The sequence below is a fragment of the Amycolatopsis tolypomycina genome, from assembly GCF_900105945.1.
GTDB lineage: Bacteria > Actinomycetota > Actinomycetes > Mycobacteriales > Pseudonocardiaceae > Amycolatopsis > Amycolatopsis tolypomycina.
Map to the genome: position 1 here is coordinate 130,444 of NZ_FNSO01000002.1, position 17,677 is coordinate 148,120.

The following is a 17,677-nucleotide window of genomic DNA, read 5'->3' on the forward strand; positions in this document are numbered from 1 at the left end:
TAGGTGCCGGGCACCCCGGCTGACTGCTGCCGGACGGCGGGTACCACCCCCTACTTTCGGCACCCCCTGCGCTCGTCATGTGGAGATTCGTTGCAGCGTAAGGGTTTATGCATTCTTGACATCGGCAACCACCTGATCGAGTGATGACTTTTGTTCGATAGCAGGTAGTTTGGAGGTATGACCGGCAACGCGGCTCACTCCTCCTCCGAAGCGGTGGCATTCGCCGACCGCATCGGTGAGCTGCTCACGACCATACGCTCCGCCGAGGCCGAACTTGGTGCGCTGCTGGTGGAAATCGAGCAGCGTGGAGTGCTGGAGCTGTTCGGATACCGTTCTGCAGCACGGCTTCTGGAGCACCTCGCCGACGAGCCCAAGCCTTTCGTGGAACGTCTGATGAAGCGTGCCCGCTTGGTCAATCCCGGCCGCAACCTCGATGGCAGCCCGATTCCCGCCCTGGCACCCGCGACCGGTGTCGCTGCCCGGGCTGGGCGGCTGAGCAACCCGATGATCGACGTGATCACCGATGTCCTGACCCAGGTTCCGCCCGAGCATCGGTTGAGTGCCGAGGCCAACCTGCTGACCTTCGCCGAGGAGGCTGGCCACAAGCAAGTTGCCGCTCTCGGTGCCCGCATCCTCGCCCATCTCGTCCCCGACGGCCCCGCCCCCGACGACACCGAGCCGGTGGCGCCGACGCGGGAGTTGTTCCTGCGCCGGAAAAGAACCGGGGTATGGGAGCTGAGCGGCCGGTTCGACGACGAAACCGGCACCCGCGCCAACGCGTTGCTCGACGCCCTGGCCGAACGCCGCACCGGAGACGACGGCCCCGACTTCCGCACCACCCCGAAACGCTACGGTGATGCCTTCTCCGACGCCGTGGATCTCGCCCTCAACTCCCCGGACCTGCCGATGCAGGCCGGGGAACGCGCCCACGTCATGGTCGCCGTGTCGTTGGCGGATCTGAGGTCCGGGGTCGGGAAGGCCACCCTCGGCGACACCGGGACGATGACTGCCGCCGAGGCCCGGGTCCACGCCTGCGACGCCATGATCATCCCCGCGGTCCTGGGCGAGAAAAGCGAACCCCTCAACCTCGGCCGCCTCCGGCGCCTGATCTCCGCAGGCCTCCGCCGAGCCCTGTTCCTCCGCGACCGAGGCTGCGCCTTCCCCGGCTGCCACCGCCCACCCCGACACTGCCAGGGCCACCACATCCGGCACGTGCGCCATGAGGCGCGTGTTTATCCGATCGGAGGTGCAAGACCTCCGACGCTGGATCGTCACAGCGGTTCGGTGAAGCTGAGGGCAGCCTGACCTGCGGGAATGGGCAGGTTGAGGTGGCAAGCGGCCCTGACAAAGTCGAGTCGTGCCAGTATCGCCAGATGGTGCGGGCTCGGTGAGCGAGACGAGAAGGTATACGAATAGGAATCAGTGTCTGAAGCCTCGTTATGTGGAGCCGACTCGAACCTGGCGGATATGGGTCGGTAGTGCAGTGCGCGTGAACCAAGTGGTAGGGGTAGCGTCCGCCCGGGAATTGTTCTCGGGCAGCCTGTGGAGAAAGTCTGTGGCGTATTCACAGGGACTGCCGGGGTAAAGCTGGGTGCCTCACTCGTCGATCGGGAACACGTGAACATGGGAACCACCGCAAGCCTTCCATAAACGGGTCACAGCCGGTGGTCTGATGACGGATAGGCGCATTGCCTGCCGAGAGGCTTGCGATGGGGCGGAGTCGCCGTAGTACTCCGAGGACGGGAAAGCCGTCCACATGGGGAAGGGCGACAGCGAGACGAAGCAGGGAAGTTGAGGTAATGCCAGAAGAAGCCTCACCGGTGAACATCGGTGATCTGCTGTTGGTGCCGTTCACCGCAGGGCAGCGGGTACTGGGAATGCAAACGAAGCTGCACCGTTGGGCGGCGGCCGATCCCGGCCGCCGGTTTGATGATCTCTATAACCTCGTGGCCGACCCCGCATTCCTCGTCACGGCGTGGGAACGGGTGTCGGGGAACACCGGAGCACGCAGCGCGGGTGTCGATCGGCGGACTGTCCGCTCGATCACCGAATCGAAACTGGGTGTTGTCGGGTTGTTGGAGGAAATCCGGGCTGATCTGAAGGCTCGGGCGTTCCGTCCGCTCCCGGTCCGGGAACGGCACATTCCCAGAACCGGCGGGAAGACGCGCCGGCTGGGGATACCGACCGTGACCGATCGGGTCGTTCAAGCCTCGCTGAAGCTGGCCCTGGAACCGATCTTCGAGACCGGGTTCCGGGACTCCAGTTATGGTTTCCGGCCCAGGCGCCGGGCCCAGGACGCCGTCGAGGAGATCCGCCACTATGCCCAGCAGGGCTATGAGTGGGTCTTCGAGGGCGACATCGCCGCCTGTTTCAACGAGATCGACCACACCGCCCTGCTCGGGCTGGTGCGGAAACGGATCAAGGACAAGCGGATCCTGGAGCTGATCAAGGCGTTCCTGCGCGCGGGAATCCTCAGCGAGGACGACGCCGACCGGGACACCCATTCCGGAACCCCTCAGGGCGGCATTCTGTCGCCACTGCTGGCCAACATCACTCTCTCCGAACTGGACGACTATTTCCACCAGATCTGGGAGAACCACAGGAACTCCTGGACCCGGGCGCGCCATCGCCAACGCGGCGGCGCAACATTCCGGCTGACCCGTTATGCCGACGACTTCGTCGTCCTGGTCAACGGAACCCGAGACCACGCGGAGAAACTATGGGATGAGATCGGTGCGATCCTGGACCGGATCGGGCTTCGGCTCGCCCCGGAAAAGACACAGATCGTGCACATCGACGAGGGATTCGACTTCCTGGGATTCCGCATCCAGCGGCACACTCAATACGGAAGCGACCGGAAACTGATCTACACCTATCCGTCGAAGAAGTCGATGACTTCCATCAAACGGAAGGTGAAGGCAGCGACCAAGCGGATCACCCATCAGGACGCGGACCGACTGTTCCGGCAACTCGGGACGATGACCCGCGGATGGGCCCAGTACTTCCGGCACAGTTCCTCCAGCAAGGCCTACCACCATCTCCAGCACTACCTGTGGTGGCGGGTCTGGGAATGGCTGAAGAACAAACACCCCCGCACCAGCAGACGGTGGATCATCCGCCGCTACTACAACCGGTGGTGGCCGGAATACAACAGTGTCGCACTCTGGCAACCCGCCACGATGACCATTCAGCGTTATCGCTACCGGGGCCACCGGATACCGACACCATGGGACAAACCAGGCGTCTCGCCTGCCTGACGGCGACTCGTGGAGAGCCCGGTACTCGGAAACGGGTACGCCGGGTTCGGGAAAGCGGCAAGGGGAAACGACCCGGCGAAATCCGGACACCACGCCCCCTGCCGACTCTCACTGGGCAGACGGCGGCCCCACAAACTTGAACAACCTGATCCTGATATGCGCCCACCACCACCGGCTCCTGCACCGCTCCGGCTGGGAAGTCCGCATCGCCCCCGACGGCCTCCCCGAATTCCTCCCACCAGCATTCATCGACCGGCGCCGAAAACCGCGGCGCAACAACCTCCACGAACCCCTGCCATTCGCAGCCTGAACACGGGAAAGGCCCGCAGCCACACGGCTACGGGCCCACACCCACGCCCGCCGAACTCAGCGAACCGATCCCGGAAATCTTCACTCAACCGCCCGAGGCGACAGCCCCCGACTCGCAACAACCTCAGCCCGACCACCAGCCGGCCCCCGCGTCACCGCGACGGCCGGCCGCGTCACTCCGCTGCCAGCAACTGTTCGAACGGAACGAAATCCGGCTCCTTCGCCACCGCAACCCGCCCCTCGGCCGCCGATGCCAGTTCCGCGCCCGCCTTCTCGATCCGCCGCTGCAACGCCCCCGCCGCCTCGCCACTGCCCCAGTCGGACGAAGCCGCGTACACGCCCGTCGCCACTGGAGCCGCCTTCAAGTACCCGAACAGCGGCCGCAACTGGTAGTCCACCACCAGGGAATGGCGTTCCGTCCCGCCCGTCGCCGCCAGCAGGACCGGCTTGCCCACCAGCGAATCCGTGTCCAGCACGTCGAAGAACGACTTGAACAGCCCGCTGTACCCGGCCGTGAAGACCGGCGTCACCGCGATCAGCGCGTCCGCGGACACCACCGTCTCGATCGCCGTGCGCAGCTCCGGGCTCGGGAAGCCCGTCAACAAGTTCTTCGTGATGTCCAACGCGATGTCCCGCAGCTCCACCACGGAAACCTCGACCGGCGCCCCGGCCGCGGCGGCAGTCGCCGCGGCCAGGCGGTCGGCCAGCAGGCGGGTCGACGATGGCACCGACAGACCCGCCGTCACCACTGCGAGCTTCATACCCCAGCCTCCACCGAAGCCGAAGCCGAAGCCGCCGCCGAAGCTGCCGCCTTGAGAGACTCGTGGGTCGGCGCGTCCGGCACATGAGCCGGCCGCATGGCGTCCAACTCCTTCCGCAGCACCGGAATGACCTCCGAGCCGAGCAGGTCGAGCTGCTCCAGGACCGTCTTCAGCGGCAGCCCCGCGTGGTCCATCAGGAACAGCTGGCGCTGGTAGTCACCGAAGTGCTCACGGAACGTCAGCGTCTTCTCGATGACCTCCTGCGGGCTGCCCACCGTCAGCGGCGTCTGCGAGGTGAACTCCTCCAGCGACGGCCCGTGCCCGTACACCGGCGCGTTGTCGAAGTACGGCCGGAACTCGTTCCACGCGTCCTGGGAGCGGGGCCGGATGAACGCCTGCCCGCCGAGGCCGACGATCGCCTGGTCCGCCGAGCCGTGGCCGTAGTGCTCGAAGCGCTGGCGGTAGAACGCGATCAGCTGCTGGAAGTGGGACGTCGGCCAGAAGATGTGGTTGGCGAAGAAGCCGTCACCGTAATACGCGGCCTGCTCGGCGATCTCCGGGCTGCGGATGGACCCGTGCCACACGAACGGCGGAACTCCGTCCAGCGGCCGGGGCGTCGACGTGAAGCCCTGCAGCGGGGTGCGGAACTTGCCTTCCCAGTCCACCACGTCCTCGCGCCACAGCCGCCGCAGCAGCGCGTAGTTCTCGACTGCTAGGGGGATGCCCTGGCGGATGTCCTGGCCGAACCACGGGTACACCGGGCCCGTGTTGCCGCGGCCCATCATCAGGTCCACGCGGCCGTCGGCGAGGTGCTGCAGCATCGCGAAGTCCTCGGCGATCTTCACCGGGTCGTTCGTCGTGATCAGCGTCGTCGACGTCGACAGGATCAGCTTGGACGTCTGCGCCGCGATGTAGCCGAGCATCGTCGTCGGGGACGACGGGACGAACGGCGGGTTGTGGTGCTCGCCCGTCGCGAAGACGTCGAGGCCGACCTCCTCCGCCTTGAGCGCGATGCGGACCATCGCCTTGATCCGCTCGTGCTCCGTCGGCTCGGTGCCGTTGGTGGGATCGGTCGTGACGTCGCCCACCGTGAAGATTCCGAACTGCATGACCTGCTCCCTTCGCGAGCCCCATCTTACATGCGCGTTCAACTACTTCCAAGCAAGAGATATTCCGGCCGACAAGTGCCTTGGGGGCACCGGCTAAGGTCGGGGACATGGACGCGGAGCTCGCTCGGCTGGGTTTGGCAGAACGTTCGGTACGACTACTCGCCGGTCGCGACATCTGGGCCTCGATCACCCCCTTGCTCGCCCCGCGCCGGAACCTCGTGGCCGCCTTCGGTCACGTCGGGCCCGGCGCGGCGGCCCTGCTGCCCTTGCAACCCGGCGACACGCTGATCACGGACGCGAGCCTGGACACCGTGCTGTCCGGCGCGACCAGCCCGCACGCGCTGCTGCACTGGGTCAAGGCGGGCGTGATCGTGCACTCGCTGCGGGGGCTGAACGCGAAGCTGGTGATCGCCGAGGACGACCCGTCGTTCGTCGTGGTCGGCTCGGCCGACGTCACCGCCGCCGGCCCGCGGCAGCTGTTCGAGGCCGTCACCGTCTCGCACGAGCGGCACACCGTCGAGGAGGCCCAGGAGGCCTGGCTCGAGTGGTGCGACCTCGCCGGCCCGTCGCTGACCGCCGGCGACCTGGAGCCGCTGCTGGAGCAGTACGGCGCCGGCAAGCCGGTCACGGCCCGCCCGGCCACGACCCGGCCCGCCCCCGCACCCGCCCGCCCGGTGGTGACCAGCCGCCCGGCGACCCCGGTCCGCCCCGCGGCCGCGACGCCGCCGCCATCGCCGGTCCGCCCGGCAGCCCCGACGCCACCACCCTCGCCGGTCCGCCCCGCGAGTCCCGCCGCCGGTTCCCCGGTGCGCCCCGCGAGCCCCGCCGCCGGTTCCCCGGTGCGCCCGGGTGCGCCGGAGCACACCGGCACCGCGGCCCAGCCCGGCACGGCCCTATCGCCCGCCTCTCCGGCGCAGCCGGGGGCAGGCACGCCCGGGCCCGCAACGTCCCCCACCGCACCGGCCGGCCCGGCGCAGCCGGGCGCGGGCGTCCCGGCGGCCGCCCAAGCCGGCGAGCCCGGCGCCGGGGCCCCGGCGGACACTTCCGCAGCGCCCGCCACCACGGAACCGGTTGCGACAGCCGAGCCGGAAGCCCCCGAAGCCACCGACGTGCCCCGCCCGGCCTGGCCGCGCCCGGCCGAGCTCTACCTGGTCAGCCTCGTCGAAGGCGGCGAACCGTCCGCCGAGGCCGAGTACCGGCTCGAAGAGCTGCAGCGCGAGTACACCCACCCCGGCGAAAACGGCGAATCACCGTTCCGGGTCGAGCTGCTCTGGGCCGACGACGGCCAGGGCCAGGACCCGCCGCGCACCCTCCGCGCCGGCGTGCACGTGATCCCCGTCTACAGCCAGAAGCAGGGCCGTCCCCTCGTCGGCTCCCGGATCGAGGCACCCGGCCTCGTCCTGCAGGCGCACATCGACGAATTCGCCTACCCCCGCCGGACGTACTGCTACGTCCTGACCCGGCAGTCGGCCGCCAAACCGGCCTTCGGCGACCTCCGCAAGGCCCTCGCCGCGATCGGCGAGAAGCCGAACTTCCGGAACAGCTTCCAGGTCCCGCGGAAGATCGAAGCCCTGCTGGGCCTGTGGCCCGACCTGGGCTACGACCCCCGTTAGGGGGCGGCGCACGCCACTCCGGGAGCGGGAGCGCGCGAAAGTTGTCGGGGGTGGCGGATATCCTGCACTACGGTGCAGGCGAGTCCGCACCACCACCAGCACTTTCGCGAGCCACGATCCGGGAGAACGACCCTGTGACTGCCGAGACCTTGTACGGGGCCGACGACCTGACGCATCTCGAGGGTCTCGAAGCCGTCCGCAAACGCCCCGGGATGTACATCGGCTCCACCGACAGCCGGGGCATCAACCACCTCTTCTCCGAGGTGGTGGACAACTCGACCGACGAGGGTGTCGCGGGCCACGCGACGAAGATCGTCGTCACCCTGCACGCCGACGGCAGCGTCCAGGTCGACGACGACGGCCGCGGCATCCCCACCGGCACCCACGCCAAGTCCGGTTTGTCCGGCGTCGAGCTGGTGCTCACGCGGCTGCACGCCGGCGGCAAGTTCGGCGGCTCCGGCTACAAGACCTCCGGCGGTCTCCACGGCGTCGGCGCCTCCGCGGTCAACGCGCTGTCCCACCGCTTCGACGTCACGGTGAAGCAGGACGGCAAGGTCCACCAGATGTCGTTCAAGCACGGCGTCCCCGGCACGTTCGACGCGCCCGGGCCGAAGGCGAAGTTCACCCGCCGCTCCGGGCTGAACGTCGTGGGCAAGATGAAGCGCGGCGAGCGCAGCGGCACCTCCATCCGCTACTGGTACGACGCGCGCTACTTCGAGTCCGGCGCGGCGCTCGACGTCGAAGGCGTGCGGGCCAAGCTGCGCAACACCGCCTTCCTCGTCCCGGGCGTCACGTACGTGCTGCGCACCGCGATCGAAGACACGATCAACGAGGAGACCTTCCACTTCCCGCACGGCCTGGCCGACATGGTCGACTTCCTGGCCCCGTCGGGCGAGAAGCCGGTCTGCGGCACGCTGCTGATCACCGGCGAAGGCACGTACAAGGAGAACGCGGCCGACGCCGCGGGCGTCATGCAGTCCAATGTGGAGCGCCACGCCGAGGTCGAGGTGGCGCTGCGCTGGGGCACCGGCTACGAGCGCACGGTCGAGTGCTTCACCAACACGATCCGCAACGTCCACGGCGGCACCCACCGCCGCGGCTTCGACCGCGCGGTCACCAAGGCGTTGCAGGAGGCCATCTCCAAGACCCGCGGGCTGCTCAAGCCCAAGGAGGACATGCCGACGATCGAGGACGTCCTCGAGGGCATGACGGCCGTGATCCACGTCCGGCTGCCGGAGCCGCAGTTCACCTCGCAGACCAAGGACGAGCTGTCCACCGCCGGCATCACCCGGGTCCTGCAGGGCATCGTCGACAAGCACGTCAAGGCCTGGACCGAGGACCGCAAGACGAAGTCCGAGGCCAAGGTCGTGCTGCAGAAGGTGGTCGACGCCTCCCGCGTCCGGCTCACCCAGAAGCAGCAGAAGGACGCCGCCCGGCGCAAGACCGCGCTCGAAGGCGCGGCGATGCCGCCGAAGCTGGTCGACTGCCGCACCACCGGCGTCGCCCGCAGCGAGCTGTTCCTGGTCGAGGGCGACAGCGCGCTGGGGTCGGCGCGGATGGCGCGCGTCTCGGAGTACCAGGCGCTGCTGCCGCTGCGCGGCAAGATCCTCAACGTGCAGAAGGCGTCGCTGGGCGACACGCTGAAGAACGCCGAGATCGCGTCGATCGTCCAGGTGCTCGGCGCGGGCACCGGGCGCACGTTCGACCTGTCGACCATGCGCTACGGCCGGGTCATCCTGATGGCCGACGCGGACGTCGACGGCTCGCACATCCGCACGCTGCTGATCACGCTGTTCGCGAAGTACATGCGCCCGGTGATCGAAGACGGCCGGCTGTACGCGGCGATGCCGCCGCTGCACAAGCTCGTCACGAAGGGCCGCAACCCGGAGACGCACTTCACGTACACGCAGCAGGAGATGGAGACGAAGTACGCCGAGCTGGAGCGGGCCGGCAAGAGCATCGTCACCCCGGTGCCGCGGTTCAAGGGTCTCGGCGAGATGGACGCCGACGAGCTGTGGGAGACCACGATGAACCCGGCCACCCGCTCGGTCCGCCGCATCACCATGGACGACGTCGAGGCCGCCGAAGGCGCGCTCGAACTGCTGATGGGCGAGAAGGTCGAGCCCCGGCGCAACTGGCTGGTCGCCTCTTCGGACCGGATCGACCGCGAAGCCATCGACGCTTAAGTTTTCGTAGCTACCAAGGAGTTCTGCCGTGGCACGCCGCAAGGGCACCACCACCAAGGTCGATCCCAGCGCGTTCGACTCCCCCGGTGCGCACGTCTTCGACAACTCGCTCAAGACCGAGATCGAAGACTCCTACCTGGAGTACGCGTACTCGGTCATCCACTCGCGCGCCCTGCCGGACGCGCGAGACGGGCTGAAGCCGGTGCACCGCCGGATCCTGTACTCGATGAACGAGAACGGCTACCGCCCCACGCACGCGTACGTGAAGTCGTCGCGCGTGGTCGGCGACGTGATGGGCAAGTACCACCCCCACGGCGACGTCGCGATCTACGACGCCATGGTGCGGCTGGCGCAGGACTTCTCCCTGAACGTCCCGCTCATCGACGGCCACGGCAACTTCGGCTCCCCCGACGACGGCCCGGCCGCCTCGCGGTACACCGAAGCCCGCATGTCGCCGGAGGCGATGCAGCTGGTCGGCGAGCTCGGCGAGGACACCGTCGACTTCCGCCCGAACTACGACGGCTCGCTCGAAGAGCCGTCCGTGCTGCCCGCGGCGTTCCCGAACCTGCTGGTCAACGGCACGTCCGGGATCGCGGTCGGGATGGCGACCAACATGATCCCGCACAACCTCGGCGAGGTCATCGCCGCGGCGCGGTGGCTGATCACGCACCCGTCGGCGACGCTCGACAAGCTGATGGAGTTCGTGCCCGGCCCCGACCTGCCCACCGGCGGCAAGCTGCTGGGCCTCGACGAGGTCCGCCGCGCGTACGAGACCGGCCGCGGCGTGGTCCGGATGCGCGCGAACGTCGAGACCGGGCCCCTCGAAGGCAGCCGCGGGCGGCAGGCGATCACCGTCACCGAGCTGCCCTACGGCGTCGGCCCGGAGAAGGTGATCGAGAAGATCACCGACGAGGTCAACAAGTCGAAGCGGCTCACCGGCATCGCCGACGTCAAGGACCTCACCGACCGCGAAAACGGCACCCGGCTGGTCATCGAGTGCAAGGTCGGCGTCAACCCGCAGGCCCTGCTCGCCGACCTCTACCGGCTGACGCCGCTGGAGCAGTCGTTCGGCATCAACAACCTGGTCCTCGTCGACGGCCAGCCGCAGACGCTGGGCCTGAAGGAACTCCTCGAGGTCTTCCTCCGCCACCGCTACGACGTCGTCACGCGGCGCACCAAGTACCGCCGCCGCAAGCGCGAAGAGCGCCTGCACCTGGTCGACGGCCTGCTGATCGCGCTGCTGAACATCGACAAGGTGATCCGGCTCATCCGCGAGAGCGAGAACGCGCAGGCCGCGAAGGACGGCCTGATGACGCGCTTCAAGCTGTCGGAGATCCAGGCCACGTACATCCTGGACACGCCGCTGCGCCGGCTGACCAAGTACGACCGCCTCGAACTCGAGTCCGAGCAGGAGCGGCTGCGCGAGGAGATCGCGGAGCTGACCAAGATCCTCGACGACGAGTCGGTGCTGAAGAAGCTCGTCTCCTCGGAGCTGGCGAAGATCGCGAAGGACTTCCCGACCGAGCGCCGCACCGCGCTGATCGACGGCGACCTGAAGGAGGTCCTGGCCGCGTCGAAGCCGTCCGGACCCCTCGAAGTCGCGGACGACCCGTGCCAGGTGATCCTCTCGGCGACCGGCCTGGTCGCCCGCACCGCTGCCGAGTCCGAAGAAGCCACCGAGACGCGCCGCCGCAACGGCCGCGTGAAGCACGACGCCGTGGCGGCGCTGGTCCACACGACCGCCCGCGGGCAGGTCCTGCTGGTGACCAGCCGCGGCCGCGCGTTCAAGACGGACGTGCTGCCGCTGCCGGTGCTGCCCGAGCAGGCCGGCACGGTGTCACTGCGCGGCGGCATGGCGGCTCGCGAGCTGGTTCCCCTGGAAAAGGGCGAGACGGTGATCGGCATCGCGCCGCTGGGCGAGCAGGCGGCCGGGTCGCCGGGCCTGGCGCTGGGCACGAAGGCCGGCGTCGTGAAGATCTGCGCGCCCGAGTGGCCGGTCCGCTCGGACGAGTTCGAAGTGATCTCGCTGAAGGACGGCGACGAGGTCGTCGGCGCGACCTGGCTGACGGACGGTTCGGAGACGCTGGCGTTCGTGTCGTCGGAGGCGTCGCTGCTGAAGTACGCGGCGTCCCTGGTCCGCCCGCAGGGCCTGAAGGGCGGCGGCATGGCGGGGATGAACGTGGGTTCGGGATCGGTGGTGTTCTTCGGCGCGGTCCGCACGGACGACGACGAGCACGGCGAGCCGCTGGTGATCACTTCGACGGGCCAGAGCGTGAAGGTGACGCCGTTCAGCGAGTACCCGGCCAAGGGCCGCGCGACGGGCGGTGTCCGGGCGCAGCGGTTCCTCAAGGGCGAGACGGCGCTGCGCGTGGCGTGGATCGGCCCCCGCCCGGCGGGCGCGGCCCGCAACGGAGACCCGGTGGAGCTCCCGGAGATCGACGTCCGCCGCGACGGCTCCGGCCACGCCCACCCCGGCCCGGACGTGGTGGGTCACCTCATCGAACGCGACTGACGCTCGTGAGTGGTAAGGCGCGTTAGAACCCGCCTTACCACTCACGACCGCGGCAGGCCGTAGAACTCCCGCAGCCGGCGGACCAGTTCTTCGGCCGCCGCCGGGCCGGTTTCGCGCGGCCGGGTTCCGGCGGGATCGTCGTCGCCGAACACGGCGACCAGCCCGCCGGTCCGCTGACCGGCTTCCGCCGTCGAGATCGCCCGCACCCGCACCCTCCGACCGTTCATGAAGAATGTTCATGTTAGTCGGGGGTGCGGGGCGAACGCTAGGCGACCTTGAACGACTGAGCGGCGCTGCCGCTACAGGCCGCCTGGACCAGCTGGACGCTGTCCGCGGTGGACGCGCCGGGCACGGTCAGGCACTTGCCGCTGTGGCGGGCGACGAAGTGGTAGTGGCCGCCGCCCTCGGACACCGGCTGCCACTGCTGGTTGCCGCCGCCGCTGTAGGACCACAGCTGCAGCCCGGCGTTGTCCGCGGTCGAGACGTCGGTGACGTCGACGACCTGGGCGGCGTTCGTCCGGTTGTTGATCCGGTCGTAGCCGCCGCTGGTCGGGGCGAACTGGTACTGCTGGGCCGTCGTGCCGTTGCAGGTGTACTGCTGGATCACGGTGCCGTTGGCGCTGCCGGCCGCGCGGGCGTCGACGCACTTGCCGGACGCCTTGTTCGTCACCGCGTACCAGGCCGCGGGGTCGATCGTGCCCGGGTCGGTCGGGGTCGTCGAGCCGCCCCTGAGCCACTTCAGGCCGTCGAGCACGAACCGGTTCTGGTCGGCGCTTTCGAACGTCGACGACAGCGCGGTGTTCGTCTCGTAGTTCATCGCGTTGTGGCCGAAGTTGGCGTAGAGCATCTTGTAGTTCTTGTTCGTCCACGCGATCGGGTAGTAGCCGCTGTACCAGGTCTGGTTCGGGTCGGTGCCGATCGGGAAGGTCGACGAATCCATCGACGCCAGGATGGAAATGTTCGAGTTCTGGCGCAGGTCGTACTGCCAGGCGTACCACTCCGACGTCGACGACCGGATCGTCGCCGGCAGGTTCGCCGTCGCCGGGTGGGTGCGGTTCTCGATCCGCAGCGTCTCCGGGGTCGGGCCCCACGTGTTCGACGTGAACCGGCCGGTGCCGAGGAAGTCGTTGTGGAACCAGTTCGCGTACGACGGCGTCGAGCTGTCGTTGTAGGCGGTCACGTGGAAGCCGAAGAACCCGCCGCCGGCCTGCATGTACCGCTGGAAGCCCTGGAACTGCGCCTGCGACTGCGGCTGGTCGTCGAGGAACAGCACCACCTGGTACTGGTCCGGGGTGATCGTGGTGAGCTGGTTCCAGTTGGTCGTCGCGGTGTAGGTGAAGCCGTTGGCCGCCGCCTGCTGCGGGAACCAGACGTTCGCTTCCTTCTCGAAGCTGATGTGCGCGGCGTCGTAGCTGCCGCTGTAGAAGGCCAGCACCTTGAACGGGGTGGCGGCCTCCACGGCCGGGGCGCCGAGGGCAAGCCCCAGACAGGCGGCGAAGAAGGCCAGGATTCTGAGCACGGGACGGCGGGGCATGCGTGAACCTTTCCGGTGGGGGCGGGGGATCACCAGGGGCGGTGCGGGTACCGCAGGCCGAAGCCGTACGGGAACAGTGCGGGCTTGCCGTCACCGGCGTTGATCGGCTGCTGGTCGGCGCCGCGCATCCAGGTCACCGGCAGCTTGCCGGTCGGGTTGTAGTCGCCGAAGAGGACGTCGGCGACCCCCTGGCCTTCGCTGCCCGGCAGCCACGACGCGACGAGCCCGGCCCAGTCCGGCAGCTGCGCGGTGATGTCGAGCGGCCGCCCGGACACGAGCACGACCACCGTCGGCACCCCCGAGTCCTTCAGCTTCTGCAGCGTGGCGAGGTCGGTGGCGTCCAGCCCCATCCCCTGGGGCCGGTCGCCCTTGCCCTCGGCGTACGGCGTCTCCCCCACGACCGCGACGGCGACGTCGTAGCCGGCGTCGATTCCCGTGCCGTCCTTGGCGAAGGTGACGTTCGCGGACTTCTGCCGCATGCCCTGCAGGATGCTGGTGCCCGGGATGACCGGGCCGCTGGTGCCCTGCCAGCCGACGGTCCAGCCGCCGGACTGGTTGCCGAGGTCGTCGGCGCTCTTGCCGGCCACGAAGATCTTGCTGCGCTTGCCCAGCGGGAGGACGTGGCCCTCGTTCTTCAGCAGCACCTGCGATTCCCGCACGGCCTGGCGCGCGAGGTCGCGGTGCGGCCTGCTGCCGATGGTGTTCAGGAGCCGCCGGTCGGTCAGCGGGTGCTCGAACAGGCCGAGCTCGAACTTCTTGGTGAGGATGCGCCGGTTGGCGTCGTCGATCCGGCTCATCGGCACGCGGCCGGAGTCCACCAGCGACCGCAGCGTGTCGATGAACTTCCGCCATTCGAAGGGCACCATGACCATGTCGATGCCGGCGTTGATGGAGGCCTCGACCTCTTCGGGCGTGAACCCGGACTTGCCGTCGATCTTGTCGACGCCGTTGTAGTCGGAGACGACGATCCCGCCGAAGCCGAGTTCCTTCTTGAGCACGTCGTTGATCAGGTACGAGCCGGCGTGCAGCTTGACGCCGTTCCAGCTGCTGTAGGAGATCATCACCGACCCGACCCCGCGCCGGACGGCCGCTTCGAACGGCGGCAGGTGGATCGCGCGCAGCTCCTGCTCGCCGAGTTCGGTGTTGCCCTCGTTGACACCACCGGTGGTGCCGCCGTCGCCGACGTAGTGCTTGGCGGTGGCCAGCACCCCCTTGTCCTGCAGCCCGGTGATGATCGACGTCATCCGCGTGACGAGCCGCGGGTCCTCGCCGAAGGACTCGTAGGTCCGCCCCCAGCGATCGTTGCGGGCGACGCACAGGCAAGGTGCGAAGTCCCAGTCGATCCCGGTACCGGCGACCTCGTCCGCGGTGGCACGGCCGATCTTCTCGACGAGCTTCGGATCCCGCGTCGCCCCGAGGCCGATGTTGTGCGGGAAGACGGTGGCACCGTAGACACCGTTGTGGCCGTGAACGGCATCGACACCGTAGATGAGCGGAATCCCGAGCGGCGTGGCCAGCGCGGCTTTCTGGAAGCCGTCGTACATGTCGGCCCAGGCGACGGGCGTGTTCGGCGTGGGCTGCGAGCTGCCCCCGGAGAGCAGCGACCCGAGCCGCCCACTGGTGACATCGGCGGGGCTCGTGACCCCGAGCCGCTCGGCCTGCATCATCTGCCCGAGCTTGTCATCGAGGCTCATCCGCGACAGCAGATCGGCCACCCGCACCTTGACGGGCCGCCAGGAATCCTTGTAGGCGGGCCGATTCCCGGCCAGCGCGGGCGTTTCGGAGGCGAGCAGCAACCCGACGGCCAGCGCACCGATGCCCAGCCTGCGTCCGAGGCGCATCCGGGTCCTCCTCGTCGAGAGACCAAAATTCACGCCTTGGATTAAGACACAGCGCGCAGCAGTTGGTCCAGACCTCTCAACGAACTCGGGTACCGCTCACCGGGACCGGCCGCTCAGCGGTCCGAGCGCAGCGAAGCCGGGTCGAAGCTCTCCCAGTAGGCGTCCTCGTCCTCGACGCTGCTCGCCGGAGCCGGAGCCGGCGCCGCCGCCGCGGGCGCCTCACCCAGCCGCTCCGCTCGCAGCCGCTGGAACTCCTCCACCGTCATCCCCGGGTCGTCGTCCTCCGCGCGGGCCGGTGCCGGCATTCCCGTCATCTGCTCGATCATGAACGTCATGTCCTCGCCGAGCAGCAGGGCGACCTTGTTGTACCCGTCCTGCGTCGCCTCGCGCATGGCCGCCCGGGTGACCTCCACGATCAGCGGCCCCAGCTGCTCGCCCACGTTCACCGCCGACGGTGCCAGCCACAGCCGCAGCAGCTTGCCCCGCGCGTCGACCGTCACCTCGACCTGGCCGTCGCGGTCGTGCGCCGTGCCCGAGGCCGACGCCAAAAGCTCCTCCACGCGGGCCATCGCCTCTTCGCGGGCGCGGGCCTGGGCGATCAGCTGGCGGGTCGTGATCACCGCGGTCCCCCTCCGTACGAATACGTCTCGGCGTCCGGGTCGTCGTCCGGGATCGGCTCGTAGCCCAGGGTTTCCAGCTGTTCGCGGTCGACCACCGGAGCCAACGCGTGGTACATCCGGTCGCCCGCCCGCCGGGTCGCGCGCTGGGCCAGCTCGAAGATCTGGTCGGCCAGCACCGCCGACCCGTGCCGCAGGGCCGAGCGGTGGATGCTCAGCCCCGTCAGCAGTCCGCCCGGCGCCACCTGGACTTCGATCCCGTCGGCAGCCGCCTTGCCCACCACCGGGCCCGAACGCGCGAACCGCGCGGACGCCTCGGATTCCGCCCGTGCCGCCTGCTCCGCGATCCGCGCGGAAGCCAGCTCGACGTCGAATTCAGCCACAACTCACCCCGTGGGCCGGTAGAAGCCGATGAACGACTGCCCCGCGTTCGTGGTGCGGATCTTGCTGATCTGCACCGGATCACCCGCCTCGACCATCTGGCCGTCGCCGATCACCATCGCCACGTGGCCGGACCACACGACGAGGTCGCCGGGCAGCAGCTGGTCGATCGACGGCACCTCGGCGCCGACCGTCTGCTGCGCCGCCGTCCGCGGCAGCTGCATCCCCGCGTCCTGGTAGGACGTCATCACCAGGCCGCTGCAGTCGAGGCCGACACCCCGCGCGGTCCCGCCCCAGACGTACGGCACGCCGAGCTGCGAAAGCGCCGCGCGCACCGCCTTCGCCGCCGTCTCGTTCGGCGCCATCACCTGCTTGCCGCCGGGCAGGTTGATCGCGACGCCGGAGCCGGGCTGCGGCGGGATCGCCACCGGCAGCCGCGGCTTGTGCACGGCGCCGCCGCCCCCACCGCCGCCGCCCCCGCCGTCGGAGCCGCCCGAATAGCCGCTGCTGCTGTTGAACGACGACCCGACCTTGGTCGCGGACGCCGATGACGACGACGTCGTCTGCTCCTCGCCGCCGAGGCGGGTGCCGATCGCGGTGAGCTCGTTGATCGTCTGCTCGCTGAACGTCGCGGCCTGGCCGGTCAGCTGGGTGATCTTGGTCTGCAGCTTCATCAGGATGTCGCGCGACGCGGCCCCGCGGCTCTCCGGCGGCTGGATCGACTTCACCGCCGCCAGCGCCTTCATCGACGCCGCGATCTCCTTGACGATCTGGTCGCGGATCTGGTCGTTCTTGATCTCGCCGACGTGCAGTGCCTCGGCCGCCTCGGTGACGGCCTTCTCGATCTCGGCGCTCTCGTCGAGGAGGTCCTGGACCTCCTTCTCCAGGCTCTGCGACGTCGCGGTGGCGCGGTCGGTCGTCGAGCCCGAGCTGGCCGAAGCCAGGTTGACGCGCTGCTCCGAAGCGACGTCGCGGCTGCGGCCCACCGACGTCTGCAGGGCGTAGTGCGCGTCACGGGCGCCGCCGATCGCGGCCGGGTCGTGACGCAGCTTCTGCGCGAACTGGTTCGTGGTGTCCAGGCCGTGCCGGACGAGCTGGCCGGTCTCGTGCTCGGTCACGCGTCCCGCCCGAGGTCACCGCCGAGCCGCCGGACGACGTCGCCGTGCTCGCCCTCGACCGCCGCGTAGTTGCGGTCGGTCTGCCGGGCGGCCTCGCCGACCTGCCGCCAGCCGCCGCCGACGCGGTGCAGCTTCTCCTGCAACGCCCGCATCCGGCCGCTGTAGGCGCCGGAGAACCCGGCCTCGCTGCCCATCTCCGAGAAGCCGTGGCCGCCGAGCGTCACGTGCGGGCCGACGTGCTTGTCGGCCGCCCCTTTGACGTCGTCCCCGAGCGGGTCGACTTCGCGCGCATACCGCGTGTACGCGCCGTCCTCGACGTGAAAACCCGAACCGTCCACTGGCCCTCCCTGTCACCGGGGGTGCGACGCGCGCGCGGCACCCCCGGTTCCCCTGCTCAGGGAATCAGCCTAGTCCACAGTCCTTACCCGAGTGGGCGAAT

The 17,677-nt window shown here is 69.1% G+C and carries 14 protein-coding genes and 1 pseudogene; 6 read left to right on the forward strand and 9 right to left on the reverse strand.

Features of this window, described 5'->3' with window-relative positions; translation table 11 throughout:
- The first annotated feature begins 177 nt into the window (after nt 1–177).
- From BLW76_RS02150 to BLW76_RS49425, 3 genes and pseudogenes are all read left to right on the forward strand, one after another.
- Nucleotides 178–1,305: an HNH endonuclease signature motif containing protein gene (locus BLW76_RS02150; RefSeq protein ID WP_091304173.1), complete on the forward strand. Its 1,128-nt coding sequence runs from the start codon at nt 178–180 to the stop codon at nt 1,303–1,305.
- A gap of 494 nt (nt 1,306–1,799) precedes the next feature.
- Nucleotides 1,800–3,257 carry a group II intron reverse transcriptase/maturase gene (gene ltrA / locus BLW76_RS02155; RefSeq protein WP_167384433.1) on the forward strand — a complete coding sequence of 486 codons (1,458 nt, stop codon included), beginning with the start codon at nt 1,800–1,802 and terminating at the stop codon, nt 3,255–3,257.
- A 109-nt stretch (nt 3,258–3,366) separates the two neighbouring features.
- A pseudogene (locus BLW76_RS49425) lies at nt 3,367–3,567 on the forward strand (HNH endonuclease); the annotation flags it as partial.
- Between the two features lie 172 nt (nt 3,568–3,739).
- On the opposite strand, the gene BLW76_RS02160 reads toward BLW76_RS49425, so the two are convergent.
- Entirely contained in the window at nt 3,740–4,327 is a 588-nt protein-coding gene (locus BLW76_RS02160; RefSeq protein WP_091304175.1) for a CE1759 family FMN reductase, read from the reverse strand.
- The gene (locus BLW76_RS02165; protein WP_091304176.1) at nt 4,324–5,436 is read right to left on the reverse strand and encodes an LLM class flavin-dependent oxidoreductase; all 1,113 of its coding nucleotides are present in this window, start codon (nt 5,434–5,436) and stop codon (nt 4,324–4,326) included. Before BLW76_RS02165 ends, BLW76_RS02160 begins: the two co-directional genes overlap by 4 nt.
- Nucleotides 5,437–5,543: 107 nt before the next feature.
- On the opposite strand from BLW76_RS02165, the gene BLW76_RS02170 reads away from it, so the two are divergent.
- The 3 genes from BLW76_RS02170 (at nt 5,544) to BLW76_RS02180 (ending at nt 11,747) form a co-directional block, all read left to right on the forward strand.
- Complete coding sequence (locus BLW76_RS02170) at nt 5,544–7,049, forward strand: hypothetical protein (RefSeq protein WP_091304177.1); 1,506 nt, start codon at nt 5,544–5,546, stop codon at nt 7,047–7,049.
- A 134-nt stretch (nt 7,050–7,183) separates the two neighbouring features.
- A complete protein-coding gene (locus tag BLW76_RS02175; RefSeq protein ID WP_091304178.1) occupies nt 7,184–9,235 on the forward strand; it encodes a DNA gyrase/topoisomerase IV subunit B in 2,052 nt (683 codons plus the stop codon).
- 28 nt (nt 9,236–9,263) lie between these two features.
- Nucleotides 9,264–11,747, forward strand: a complete 2,484-nt coding sequence (locus BLW76_RS02180) for a DNA gyrase/topoisomerase IV subunit A (RefSeq protein WP_091304179.1) — start codon at nt 9,264–9,266, stop codon at nt 11,745–11,747.
- A gap of 41 nt (nt 11,748–11,788) precedes the next feature.
- Here BLW76_RS02180 and BLW76_RS47550 read toward each other — a convergent pair whose 3' ends face one another.
- The 7 genes from BLW76_RS47550 to BLW76_RS02210 form a co-directional block, all read right to left on the reverse strand.
- Nucleotides 11,789–11,974, reverse strand: coding sequence for a hypothetical protein (locus BLW76_RS47550; RefSeq protein WP_143060528.1), 186 nt, complete (start codon nt 11,972–11,974; stop codon nt 11,789–11,791).
- Nucleotides 11,975–12,012: 38 nt separating this feature from the next.
- A complete protein-coding gene (locus BLW76_RS02185) occupies nt 12,013–13,281 on the reverse strand; it encodes a ThuA domain-containing protein (protein WP_091304180.1) in 1,269 nt (422 codons plus the stop codon).
- Between the two features lie 29 nt (nt 13,282–13,310).
- A complete protein-coding gene (locus tag BLW76_RS02190) occupies nt 13,311–15,122 on the reverse strand; it encodes a glycoside hydrolase family 3 protein (RefSeq protein WP_091304181.1) in 1,812 nt (603 codons plus the stop codon).
- 113 nt (nt 15,123–15,235) lie between these two features.
- A complete protein-coding gene (locus BLW76_RS02195) occupies nt 15,236–15,742 on the reverse strand; it encodes a YbaB/EbfC family nucleoid-associated protein (protein WP_091304182.1) in 507 nt (168 codons plus the stop codon).
- On the reverse strand, nt 15,739–16,122 hold the full coding sequence (locus BLW76_RS02200) for a hypothetical protein (protein WP_091304183.1): 384 nt from the start codon (nt 16,120–16,122) through the stop codon (nt 15,739–15,741). Before BLW76_RS02200 ends, BLW76_RS02195 begins: the two co-directional genes overlap by 4 nt.
- A gap of 3 nt (nt 16,123–16,125) precedes the next feature.
- Nucleotides 16,126–17,238, reverse strand: a complete 1,113-nt coding sequence (locus BLW76_RS02205) for a C40 family peptidase (RefSeq protein ID WP_091304184.1) — start codon at nt 17,236–17,238, stop codon at nt 16,126–16,128.
- Nucleotides 17,235–17,576 carry a hypothetical protein gene (locus BLW76_RS02210; protein WP_091304185.1) on the reverse strand — a complete coding sequence of 114 codons (342 nt, stop codon included), beginning with the start codon at nt 17,574–17,576 and terminating at the stop codon, nt 17,235–17,237. The genes BLW76_RS02205 and BLW76_RS02210 overlap by 4 nt, the downstream gene beginning before the upstream one ends.
- Nucleotides 17,577–17,677: the final 101 nt, after the last annotated feature.